The sequence below is a fragment of the Candidatus Methanodesulfokora washburnensis genome (assembly GCF_003947435.1).
Classification (GTDB): Archaea; Korarchaeota; Korarchaeia; order Korarchaeales; family Korarchaeaceae; genus Methanodesulfokora; species Methanodesulfokora washburnensis.
Genome location: NZ_RCOS01000175.1, coordinates 21,831 through 34,005, shown reverse-complemented (window position 1 = coordinate 34,005; position 12,175 = coordinate 21,831). Strand labels below are relative to the sequence as shown.

Here is a 12,175-nt window from a genome sequence, read left to right as displayed (position 1 = left end):
TCCCAAGATCAAGTGTCATGGCATTCCACAGGTAGATTAAGCTCCTAATTGGAAACGGTTGATCCAACCCTCTTCTCTTGATCTCAATCAATGAGAGCCTCTCAATTAACTTTTCCCTCTCCTCTGGGCTGAGGCCCTTATAAAGAGGGTTATTATTGACTGCTTGGGCTACATTAAACTTTATCTCAGAAATTATTATGTCATCTACATAACCTCCTGCATTTGCCACTAATATAGTCACATAAGTTACTGCAACAACCATTAAAAACAATACTATAGCCCTTCTCACTAACACCTTAACAATCCTAGGTATCTTCAAACAATCCCCTCCACAAAACTAAAAAAATAAAAAATAGGGATTAGTGGGGTCACAGCTTCTGCAGTACTACAGAGACCTCATCGAGCTCAACTTGGCCATTTCCATTAACGTCCTGCCACTTCACTATAACTGTCCCGAAGTTTACCTTGTTCTTCGTTATGTAGAGGAGAGCTGCTTCAGTTCCATATCTGCTCATTCCAGCGACATAGAGATCTTTCCCTATCAGGATTGCTATTCCGTAATCCGTCTTTCCATAGGCAATGTCAGCAAACTTCTCTCCTGTCGGCAGTACCAGAGACCTTGAGTCCATTTTTATCCCTGCTTTGTCAAATGCCTGCTTTGTGTATGTATTGACAAGAGGTCCTCCCACTATCAGGCTTACTCCTTCAGGAGCAGACTTTATCTCAGGAGGAGCTAAGACCTTGTTCAGAATCTCCTTGTCATATCCTATTCCAACTGTAGTGTATGGAAACATTGTGAACTCGGCTATGTCTCTAGCTACTTCCTCTATCTTGTAGGGCAGAAGCCTTATCGACTTTATTGTGCAAGTATGAGCTATTGCATCAGCTCTCTCCACGAAGTAAGGCCCGTCATTTATCCAGAAGTGCCCATAGCTCTTATAGAATTTCATGTAATTGCTATACCTGTTCTTAGCTTCATCAACAGTTATGTACCCAAGGGCTCCAAAGAACTCCCTATATGGTATGAGGCCTTCCTTAAGTGCCTTATCGAGGTACTTCTCCAGTATGGCCAGACTAGGACCTGCTATATAGTTCATCCACTCTATGTTCAGTGCACCAGCTTTATCAGCGCTAAACGCAAGCTCTTTGTTCTCCTCTGCCAGTATACCGATGTAGTAGGCATGCCAAGGCGTGGAGGGCCAGAATGTGTAATAAGCAGCTATCAGTTCAGCGTCAAGAAGGGTGTAATTGAGGTAGTACTCTATTATCAGAGGTTCTTTGCTCACTATCCTCCAGCCAAGGAAGGGATCGTAGGTTGAATGGAAGGGATCAACCCATGATTCATCGTATATCTTGCTGTCCGGGCTTGCCCTCTCATTATCCACTATGAAGGGCATTATGAAGTCAGCTAGGGATCTAACTGAACCATCATGATAGGCAACTCTTCCCAGAACAGATCCATAGTTTACTGTAAACTTGACCTGAGCGAACTTGACCCCTGCCTCCCTAGCAGTTACCATTCTTTGTTCCTTGACATTCCAGCGATACCAAGCTCCACCTGGAACATCAATCCTGCTGACATATGTTAAGTTGAACCAGCTCTTTGTCTCTTCGCTTCTGGTGATCGGCAGGCCACTCAAAACCTCCATATCAACGCTTTTGACGTTAAGAGGTATCGCCATTCCTGTCTTCGGATCGCGAAGGAATGCCCTACTACGTGTTGCATAGTCATATATCATCGAGTCGTATATCCAGTTTGAGCCAGCGACAGGGTTCCAAGGATCAACTATAACCTCGGCACTTCCTATTTTAGCCATTCCTCCGAATTTAAGCCCTTTATTTGCGGTAAAGGCCCAGGACATTCCCGAGTATCCTGCAGCATAATCAGCCACCAGATTGATGTCCTTTCTGCGAGCCCAAACTGCATTTTGGTCAACAAGCCACACTCTTACCGAATCCTTCATCGCCATCCACATTGCCTTCTTCATCAAAACATTCCTCTCCGTCATAGATGTGAAGTTCCTCGTAAAAAGCCTCTTTGCTGTTTCCCTAAAGACTGGATCTGGCTTGTAAGCACGCCAGAGAGGAGACAAAGCAGCCAAAGAGCCATCTGGCGTATAGAACTCGGTGAAGACATCCGCATCATCCCTACTTACTACAGTAGTTATCCACCCTCCTGTGTAGAGGCTCCACTTGCCCTCAGCTGGATCCCCTCTCAACCAGAGAGGGGAGGCCTCCCTAGAGGTTTTATACATCCTCTCAACAGTGAATCCAACTTTCTCAAGTTGGCCAGCCACGTAATCTCCTATCTTCTTTCTGGCATCCTCGACCCTTATTATGAACTTTATCACCACCGGCTTTCCTTGATATTGCCATTTTCCTCCAACAAGAGTTGCTCCCATCTTCTTCATCTCTTCCTCTATTATCGCCTTGCCTTTGGCAAAGTCATAGGCATACTCCTTCTCTATCTTTGCATATTCATCGGCATATCTCTTTCCCTCTGGAAACACCTTTATTATCGGAAGGAATTTAGGTGTTGCCAATCCGCCCATTATCTCGTTGACTATATAATTCCTGTCAACAATGTAGTTTATTGCCTCTCTTATCCTCGGGTTTGTGAATGGATTAAACTCACCTGTCTTGAACGTGGCTGGATTGAAGGTTAACTCGTAATAAAGCCCAAATGAGAAGTCGTAAGCCAGAGTAGGCTCCTGTTTGATCTTCCTGTAGAGGTCCGGATCCGGTATGTCTATGAAGTAGGCGTCCATATCCCCTTTGACCATCATATTTATGGCCTTGGATCTATCCTTCTCACCAAAGAAGACTATTGTATCTAACCAGCCATACTTGTTCACTGGGAACTGTTCAGGAGAGGCGAAAACTGGCATTGCGTTTGGCATCAGTAAAAGCGCTGCCAGCAGGAGAAGGGCCGCAAAATACAAGAACCCACCTTTTCTAACGCTCATATTAGTCACCCCATAAAGGGCCAAGGGAAATTCTAAGGTGAATTATATAAATTTTTGTCTTCAGCGATGGAAGTTTCTCACAAAGTTACAATTATTGATAAATTTATTAAATTTTATAAGAAGAAAAGTGAACCGTCACAGAAGCTCCCGGTAATATCCTCCTGACAATCAGCTCCACTTCATGTGTTATCTCATGAGCCTTTTTCAGCGGCATACTTTTTGGGAGAACAATCCTAACATTGACAGTCCAAGGAGGATCGAACACCTCCAAAGACTCCAGAATAACCTCATAGTCATCTATCTTCCTTCCTTCCAGCTCCCTTCTTATCATATCAGCAAGCTCTTTATCTGTCATTTTAAGAGATGGAAGATCAGCTGGATCGACATGTACTATGGCCTCAACAACTCCTGGAATCTCCTTTATCCTTCTCTCAAGCGCATCGGATATCTCATGAGCTCTCACTATATCTATATCTGGATCAACAACCGCATGCACGGAAACCTTTTTCTCCCTGTTGAAGCCACTTATTTTTATCCCATGAACCTCTATCACCCCATTTATCTCAGATGATATCCTTTTCACAGCCTCCTTGATCTCCTCATCAGCTGATATGGTTTCAACAATGAAATCAACATCCTTTCTCAGCCTCTCGCTTATCCTCTTAGATATCTCCTTTGGTATTCTGTTCTCCATTCCAGAATCAACAAGCACTGAGATATCCCCCAGCACCATATTTCCAACAGATCTAGCCCTTATCCTGTTCACCCTTATGACCCCAGGAATATCGGAACATGCCTTTCTTATCTCATCCATCAGAGAGGGATCTATCCTGTCGGTTAAATCCATGAGAGAATCCTTAGCTATCTTTACAGCAGATCTCAGGAACAAAATTGATATAAAAAGACCTATTATCGGATCCGCTGCTTTTATTCCGAGTTTCACCAGAAATAAGCCTGCTATAACTGTAAGAGAGGTGAATATATCGCTTGAGAAGTGAAGGGCATCTGCCTCTAAAGCTCTGCTTGAGGTTATGCTAGCGGCTTTTTTCAATGCCCTTGATCTTTCTGCATCCACAGCTATTGAAACAACCATCACAATGAATGGTATTATGCCTATCTCTATCTCAACAGGTTTTATTAACCTGATAACTGCTTCCAAAGCCACCCAGCTCATTGTGACAAGCAAAAGAGCTGCTCCTATAAGTCCTCCTATGCTATCGTACTTCCTGTGCCCGTAAGTGTGGGAGCTATCGGGAGGTTTTGCTGAATACCTGACCGATAGAAACGTTATCAATGAGGTTAAACTGTCCAGAGCTGAGTGCATTGCCTCGGCCAGAATCCCCAAGCTATTGGTTATAATGCCTGCAAGCAGCTTTAACAGAAAGAGGCATAGAGATGCGATTAAAGATGATATAGTGAGCTTAGCTACGTCCCTGGTATACCACCTAGTTTTCCATCAGGCTTGCTTATTTAAAATTGTTGTGAAGAAAGACGAAAGTTAGCTCTGCCTTAATTTCCTCCTTGACACTCCCCACGGCTAAAGCCGGGAGATTCCCGGTTTGTCGGCCTTAGGCCTCATCCTACCGGGTTCAGGGCTGTGTCAAGACCAGGGCATGATGCCCTATCAGCCCCTGGATACGGCGTATAGCCGTATCCCCGCTTTGCTGGAACCTCTCCCCCTTTCGGCCCGGAGCCTTATTCCAGCTTTTGGACATCCGAGCTACATCCGAGCGACTCGCTCGACACAACTATCACGGGCTTGTATTTAGGCTTACCGGCAATTCATCCCACGGTTAAAACCGTAGGCTTTCTTGCCGAGTTTCTGTAATAAAAAAATAAAATATTAGGCCTCCCCTGCTCTCTTCAGCAGGATTTCCCAGCGTTCGTCCACCTGTCTCTGGAGCTCCTCAAGCATCCATTTGTTCTCAGGCCTCAGCATGTGAGCAAATCTTCTCTGAACCTTTATGTACTCCTCCACAGGCTTCTTTCTGGCTGGATTCTTTGCTATAGTTTTGCTCATGCCAGTGAGCTTGTACTCACCATTCACAACTTCGTACAACGGGAAGATGCAGGTCTCAACTGCAAGCTTAGATAACTCCACAGTTTTTTCTATTTCAGTCCCCCAGCCTGTCGGACATACTCCAAGGTAGTGTATGAATGATGGCTGGTTCTCCAGCCCTTTCCTCAGTTTCTGTATGGCATCTGTCCAGAATGCAGGAGAGGCTGTTGCTGCATATGGTATTCCATGAGCTACAAATATATCCAATATCGGCTTCTTTGGCTCTATCTTTCCTTTTATCCTGCTTCCCACTGGAGTAGTTGTCGTCCATGCTCCAAATGGAGTTCCTCCGCTTCTCTGTATTCCCGTGTTCATATAAGCCTCGTTGTCGTAAAGCACGTACATGAACTTATCCCTTCTCTCAAAGGCCCCTGATATTGCCTGAAATCCTATGTCGTATGTGCCTCCATCTCCTCCTATCACTATTACATCGTAATCCAGATCGACATCGGGATCATTCTTAAACCTTTCAGATCTGATAAGCTTGTTTCTAGCAGCTACTATGCCGGAAGCTGTCGCAGCGGCATTCTCAAATGCATTGTGAATCCACGGAACATTCCAAGCAGTATAGGGAAATATTGTGGTCGCAACCTCCACACAACCTGTTGCATTTGCGATAACAACTGGTTTTCTCCTAGCCATCATTATCTGCCTGAGTATTATCCCTGGACCGCATCCAGCACATAATCTATGCCCAGATAGTATTCCTGGATCTTTCATCATGAATTTAGCAAGCTCCTTTATGTTTACACTCATTCTCTCACCCCTCTTATCCTAAGAACAGGTTCCTCCTTTCCCTCTATAAGCTCCATGAATATGCTCTTCAGAAGCTTTGGAGACATGTCCCTTCCTCCAAGTCCGTAAACGAAATCTATAAGTGGAGGTGCATCCGGTCTTTTATACAGGGCTGCGGCTAGATCCAAGTAGACTTGGCCGAAGGAGCCGAAGCTTATTCCTCTGTCCAAAATGCCAACCATGTCCTTTCCTGAGAGTATTTTCCTGAACTCATCAGCTGGAAATGGTCTGAAGGTCCTTATCCTGACTATTCCAACCTTGTGACCCTCATTTCTGAGCTCATCAACTACATATCTTGCTGTCCCCATCGTGGATCCTATGCCTACAAGCAGATAGTCCGCATCATCAGCCCTGTAGGGATCGAGAAGTCCATCACCATACCTTCTTCCGCTTATTTCTGCATATTCCTCATGAACATCCATTATCACTTTCTTTGCATTTCTCATCGCCTCTATTTGTTGCATCTTATGCTCTATGTAGTAATCATATAGATCTAGAGGGCCAAAGGTAATGGGATACTTTGGATTCAGCATCCTGTAAACCTCTTTCTCTCCATATATTCTCGGTAAAACTATCTTCTCAACCTTTCTGGTGCCAACAAAATTGCTTACAACATCATCCGGCAGAACATAGATGTTCTGCATTGTATGAGTTATGAGAAATCCGTCCATCATAACCATTACTGGGAGAAGCACATCCCTGTGCTCAGCTATCCTGAAGGCCTGTATTGTGTTGTCATACACTTCCTGCGCATCTTCAGAGTATATCTGAATCCATCCCGAATCCCTTTGACCCATGCTATCGTTGTGATCGCAGTGTATGTTTATCGGTCCGGATGGAGCTCTGTTGGCAACAGCCATCACTATCGGAAGCCTTAAGCTTGCTGCTATGTAGAGAACTTCATGCATGAGCTGCAATCCATTTGCAGCAGTTGCTGTGAAGGCCCTTGCTCCAGCAGCAGCTGCACCTATGCATGCACTTAGGGCACTATGCTCGCTCTCCACAGCCACAAACTCGAGATCAGCTTCTCCATTGTTCACAAACTCGGATATTCTTTCAACTATTATCGTCTGAGGCGTTATGGGATAGGCTGAGACAAAGTCCACATTGCTCTGCTTAACAGCCCAAGCAACAGCCTCATCACCATTTAAACCCATCACTGTCTGTGCTATCATGAAATCACCTCACCATCTCTATTGCTTTAACGGGACACTCGTTAGCGCAGATTCCGCATCCCTTGCAGTACTCATAGTTTGGCTTTGGGTATCCCTCCCCATCCCATATGATAGCTGAATCAGGGCAGTACATCCAGCAAAGCCCGCATTTAGTGCACTTGCTTGTGTCTATCTTTGGCATGAAAACTTTCCAATCCCCCGTTTTATACTCCAAGGAGGTTAAGGGGGGAACACCTCCTATGGGAAGATCTCTCCACCCCATCATCCCGACATCGCCTCCTCATATGCCCTTTTTATCGCCTTAACATTTTTCTCCCCAATATCTCCAGGCCACCTGCTCATAATAGCTTCAGCCAGCTTGTCCATTGGGACAACTGGTATTGCCCTCAGGAGAACTCCAAGAGTTGCAGTGTTTGTCGAGGGCCTCTTCACCTCCTCAAGGGCTATTGAGGTGGCATCCGCAACCCATATCTCCACATCTTTTCCAACTTTTAGCTCCTCTCTCAGCTTCTCCGGTTTCTTCTCCGAGTTTATTACTATTTTTCCTCCTCTTTTAAGGCCGCTCAAAATCATCTCCCTGTATTTTAAAAGAGTTGGATCTATCACAATTATGGCATCAGGCTCGTATATTCCACAATGTATTTTTATCGGCTTATCATCTATCCTGTTGTATCCATTTACAGGAGCTCCTCTTCTTTCAGGCCCGAATTCAGGGAACGATTGTGCGAATTTTCCAGCTTTTATTGCGGCAAGTGCTAAAACAGCAGTCCCGCTCCATACGCCCTGTCCTCCCCTACCGTGCCATCTTATCTCCAGCATTGTATCACCAGCAATTTCTCCATGATTAGCGTAAAAAATTTTTGTCAGATGTTTATTTATTAAAAAGTAATAATATAGCTCTATGTAAATAAGAGTTGCTTGATTTAATGCAGTTAAGATTCTTATAGTGTTATAAAAACTTCCTTTTATTAGTAGAAACTTATAGAAATCTCTCTGCTCACTAAGGCCCTTTGAGATCAAGCTAAACATCTCAAACAAGCTGCCTGTTCACAGTAGAAATTCAAAAAGCAGCACAAAAAGACATCATGCTGAAAATTACTCCGCATAAAGGGAAAAGATAGACCGCTGGACTCCTATCTTAACCGCTGTCGATAGTTATATAACTATCCATTCCATCTTAGATAGCAACAGATTGCTATCCTCATTGATGGCTTTCAGGGGCAACGGAAACCCCCTCATCCTGAGCATGTGCTCATTCGGAGCTAATATACCACCACATACCGGGCATGAGAGAGCAGGATCTCTCGGTTACAAATTTGTGTGAGTATACGCACAAGAGTTAAAAGTTAACTTTTGGAAGCTGCTGACGAACCCTTAAATACTATTCCTTACACATCACTTGGATGGCTATGCAGAGGATAATAGATGATGAAACAGCTTCTGAGCTGAAGGCCAAATTCGATTCGGAGCTTGTAGATCCAGTGGATCTCATACTATTTGAGGGAAACAAAAACAAAGAGTACTCAGATTGGGTAAAACAACTTCTAAAGGAGCTTTCGGAGCTATCCAGCAAGCTGGTACACAGGGTGCATAACATACTTCTTGAGCCCGATGTAATAGAGAAATATAGAGTTGTAAGGGTTCCAACTATATTAATAGGGGCTGATATGGGGTACCTTATAAGGTACACAGGAGCCCCAGCAGGCCATGAGGCATGGGGTTTTGTGGAAACTATATCCCTCGTCAGCCAAGGAAATCCTGATTTAAGTGAGGAGAGCATCAGAAAACTTGATGAGCTGGCTGATATCAGGGGAAGGATAAGGCTTGTCACATTTGTGACTCCGACATGTCCTTACTGCCCACATCAGGTGCTTCTCTCAAATAAAATAGCAGTTGCCCTCAGAGGGATAGTGGAATCTGACTGTGTTGAGGCATATGAGAACCCTGATCTTGCGGATAAGTATAAGGTAAGCGCTGTTCCCCACAATTTGATAACTTTTGCTGAGGGAGATGAGGAGATAGTTCTGTCAACAAGTGTGGGAGTTCAGCCTGAGGATAAGATGGTGGATGACTTGATAGAAGCAGTTAGGCGGGTTAAGAGGTGATCCCCTGAAGCTCCTCTATCTAGTTCTGGATGGAGCTCCAGATGGCCTCATAGAGAAGTCCTCCCTCAGAATTGCTAGGAAGCCCAGCATAGATGAAATAGCAAAAAAATCCGTTTGCGGCTTGATGTACACTGTTGGCAGGGGATATGCTCCTGAAAGCGATTCCGCTGTGATATCGATACTTGGATACGATCCTGAGAAGTATTACACTGGGAGAGGCCCGATAGAGGCTATCGGATCTGGCGTAGAGCTAAAAGACTTTTTCCTAGCTCTAAGGGCTAATTTTGCAACAGTAGACCCGGAAAGCATGAAGATAATAGATAGAAGGGCTGGAAGGGATCTATCATCGGAGGAAGCAAGGGAACTTGCCTCCTCTCTTGATGGAATGGAGATAGATGGATTTAGAATAACTGTGAGGGCATCTGTCGGCCACAGGGCAGTGGTTGTAATAGAGTCAGATGTGCCGTTGAGTGATGAGATAAGCAACACTGATCCTGCATACGATAAAGTTGGGCATATAAGTGTTGCAAAAAAGGATTTCAGCCCTTATATAGCTGAATGTAGGCCGTTATCGGATAGAGAGGATGCCAAAATTTCAGCCAAGATCGTCAATATATTTACAAAAAAAGCTGTGGAGATATTAGACAAGCATGAGGTTAATTTGAGGAGGAAAAAAGAGGGGAAGCTTCCTGCAAATGCCCTGCTCATGAGAGATGCGGGAAACAGAGTGCCTAAATTTGAGCAGATAAACAGAAGGTTTGGAAGAAGTTTTGGGGCTATAGCTGAGATGCCTGTTGAGATGGGCATATGCAAGCTCATGGGAATGAGAGAGAAGAAAGTTCCCCCTCCAACAGGCGATTTGGAGAGAGACCTTCCCAGCAGACTTTCTGCCACAAAGGAGCTGTTAAATGAGGTCGATGTGTCATATGTCCATTTAAAAGGGCCTGATGTCTACGGACATGACGGGGATCTCATGGGAAAAGTCAGATCCATAGAACTCATAGATTCTATCTTTGTGAGAGGGATCGCTGAGGAGCTTGATAATGTAGCAATTTTAATAACATCGGATCATGCAACTCCTTGGACGCTGAAAGCCCATTCAGACGATCCAGTTCCTGTTGCTCTCAGGATTCCGGGAGAGAATGGAGATGGAATAGAGTGTTTCTGTGAAAGAGAGTGCTTAAGAGGTAGCCTTGGAACAATAGATCACGGATGGACGCTTCTTCCTATGATAATGAAGAGGATCTGAGCTGAACGCAGATGATCTTTTTTAATTTCTTGATTTGGGCTGTATATGAATAATTCAGCCGGTTAATAGCTGAATATAGTAGATACAGGCAATACAATCCAGCATCCCCTTTCTTATGCTTGTTAAGCGGAGAGGGCATCATTAACTTTACCAAAAGTTTGCTAAAACTGCGGTAATGTCTTTCCATTTTACTAACAGTTTTCTTTTCATTAGAAAATTTTATTTACATTATGAGAGATAAGCTTCTAAAAAGATAATAGATACGTCCCCATATCCCTATGATAAAGCCATCATGCGAATCCCTGTATTGGCATGTGACAGTTCAGACATGAGATGCTCAGTTGACCAGAGAATAGATAACCTTATAGGATCACCTCATCACACTCATAGTCACGCATGGTTCCATGAGGACAAGAAGATCCCATCAAGCGAAAAGATTAAATATAAGAGGGTTTCAATTTAGATGGGCCCCCATCGAAAGATGGGTCGCCTCTCAAGTAATGGGTGTGAGAATGGCAAAGTATCTACCCCTAGCCCCGTTATACAGAGTTATAAAAGATGCCGGGGCCGAGAGAGTGAGCGATGCTGCTAGGGAGACCTTAGCATACCACCTAGAGAAATTTGCCTCAGAGGTATCCAAGTACGCAGTCGATCTGGCAAGGCATGCGAAGAGAAAGACCGTTACAGAGGAAGATATAGAGCTAGCTGTTGCTGCAGTGTGGAAGAAGTAAGAAATAGGGGCCTTACGGCCCCTGGCCCCGGTACCTCCCTCTTTTTTTGGGACCTTTATATGGGGGATAGAACTGGATTAAATCCTTTGTTCTCTTATAGGACATTAATGCATTTTTACTCGATCACATTTGAATGTCCTTCTTCAGAAATTTTGAACCCAATAACAAATCCCTAAACTATTTCGGGCTTTATACCCGTTTGACAGCAATAAAAAATGAATGCTCTATGATGAAAAAGCTTCATTTCCCAAATAGCATTCGCTAGCCGGGAGATGGATCATAAAACATCGACTAGCTAATAAAGGGATATATCAACCAGCAGCTTTTTATCCTCTAGCCTGCCGAGAAGGCGATGTATGTGGATAAATCCAAGATGGAGTTTCAAGTTCAACCTCATCTAGGAGTTTCCAAAGGAGAAGTCGCAAAGTGCGTTTTGATACCGGGAGATCCAGATAGAGCAAAGATTATGTCAAATTTTCTCTCTGATAAGAAGGCTATAGGAGGAAAAAGATGTTTTAACGGTTTTACAGGCAGATATAAGGGGAAGGAGATATCCATAATGCCAACTCAAATGGGAGGACCTTCAGCCGCCATAGCTGTTGAGGAGCTCATAAGAGCTGGAGCTGAATATCTGATAAGAGTTGGAACATGCGGAGCAGTTCAGAAAGATGTCGAGATAGGTGATCTCATAATAGCTATATCAGCTGTTCCCGAAGATGGAACAAGCAGATCTTATGTGAATTTTGAACCCTTCTGTCCGACCGCATCATTTAAGGTGATTAATGCCCTCATAAGAGCGGCTGAGCTTGAGAGAGCCAGATATCATGTGGGTGTTGTCAGGTCATCCGATGCTTTTTATGCTGAGGATCCGGACACAATAAAAAAGTGGGAGAGAAGAGGAATTCTTGCATTTGAAATGGAGGATGCTGCTGTCTTTACTGTGGCCATGCTGAGAGGAGCAAATGCTGGAGCAATTCATTTGGTGAATGGAAATTTGGTCAAGGGAGTTCAGTTTGCCCCTGAAGATGAGTTAAAAGAGGGGATGATGAGAGCCATAAGAATCGCACTGGAAGCTGCTTTTATGCTCAGCTAAAA

At 44.2% G+C, this 12,175-nt stretch carries 10 protein-coding genes and 1 pseudogene; 4 read left to right on the top strand and 7 right to left on the bottom strand.

The features are described from left to right. From D6D85_RS15635 to D6D85_RS15605, 7 genes and pseudogenes are all read right to left on the bottom strand, one after another. Positions 1–319: pseudogene (locus tag D6D85_RS15635) on the bottom strand (ABC transporter permease); the annotation flags it as partial. Positions 320–368: 49 nt separating this feature from the next. Further along, positions 369–2,966 (bottom strand): ABC transporter substrate-binding protein, encoded by a 2,598-nt coding sequence (locus tag D6D85_RS15630; protein ID WP_125672988.1) that lies wholly within the window; start codon positions 2,964–2,966, stop codon positions 369–371. A 106-nt stretch (positions 2,967–3,072) separates the two neighbouring features. After that, complete coding sequence (locus tag D6D85_RS15625) at positions 3,073–4,380, bottom strand: cation diffusion facilitator family transporter (RefSeq protein ID WP_272914452.1); 1,308 nt, start codon at positions 4,378–4,380, stop codon at positions 3,073–3,075. Between the two features lie 429 nt (positions 4,381–4,809). Further along, positions 4,810–5,781 carry a thiamine pyrophosphate-dependent enzyme gene (locus D6D85_RS15620; protein ID WP_125672986.1) on the bottom strand — a complete coding sequence of 324 codons (972 nt, stop codon included), beginning with the start codon at positions 5,779–5,781 and terminating at the stop codon, positions 4,810–4,812. Continuing rightward, positions 5,778–6,995: a transketolase C-terminal domain-containing protein gene (locus tag D6D85_RS15615; protein WP_237558881.1), complete on the bottom strand. Its 1,218-nt coding sequence runs from the start codon at positions 6,993–6,995 to the stop codon at positions 5,778–5,780. Before D6D85_RS15615 ends, D6D85_RS15620 begins: the two co-directional genes overlap by 4 nt. A 4-nt stretch (positions 6,996–6,999) precedes the next feature. Next, complete coding sequence (locus tag D6D85_RS15610) at positions 7,000–7,260, bottom strand: 4Fe-4S binding protein (RefSeq protein ID WP_125672985.1); 261 nt, start codon at positions 7,258–7,260, stop codon at positions 7,000–7,002. Beyond that, positions 7,257–7,814: a 2-oxoacid:acceptor oxidoreductase family protein gene (locus tag D6D85_RS15605; protein WP_125672984.1), complete on the bottom strand. Its 558-nt coding sequence runs from the start codon at positions 7,812–7,814 to the stop codon at positions 7,257–7,259. The genes D6D85_RS15610 and D6D85_RS15605 overlap by 4 nt, the downstream gene beginning before the upstream one ends. Before the next feature lie 584 nt (positions 7,815–8,398). Here D6D85_RS15605 and D6D85_RS15600 point away from each other — a divergent pair. From D6D85_RS15600 to D6D85_RS15585, 4 genes are all read left to right on the top strand, one after another. Continuing rightward, positions 8,399–9,100: a thioredoxin family protein gene (locus D6D85_RS15600; protein WP_125672983.1), complete on the top strand. Its 702-nt coding sequence runs from the start codon at positions 8,399–8,401 to the stop codon at positions 9,098–9,100. A gap of 4 nt (positions 9,101–9,104) precedes the next feature. Further along, entirely contained in the window at positions 9,105–10,349 is a 1,245-nt protein-coding gene (locus D6D85_RS15595; RefSeq protein ID WP_125672982.1) for an alkaline phosphatase family protein, read from the top strand. A 512-nt stretch (positions 10,350–10,861) separates the two neighbouring features. Continuing rightward, positions 10,862–11,080: a histone family protein gene (locus D6D85_RS15590; protein ID WP_125672981.1), complete on the top strand. Its 219-nt coding sequence runs from the start codon at positions 10,862–10,864 to the stop codon at positions 11,078–11,080. A 352-nt stretch (positions 11,081–11,432) separates the two neighbouring features. Further along, positions 11,433–12,173 (top strand): nucleoside phosphorylase, encoded by a 741-nt coding sequence (locus D6D85_RS15585; RefSeq protein ID WP_125672980.1) that lies wholly within the window; start codon positions 11,433–11,435, stop codon positions 12,171–12,173. Positions 12,174–12,175: the final 2 nt, after the last annotated feature.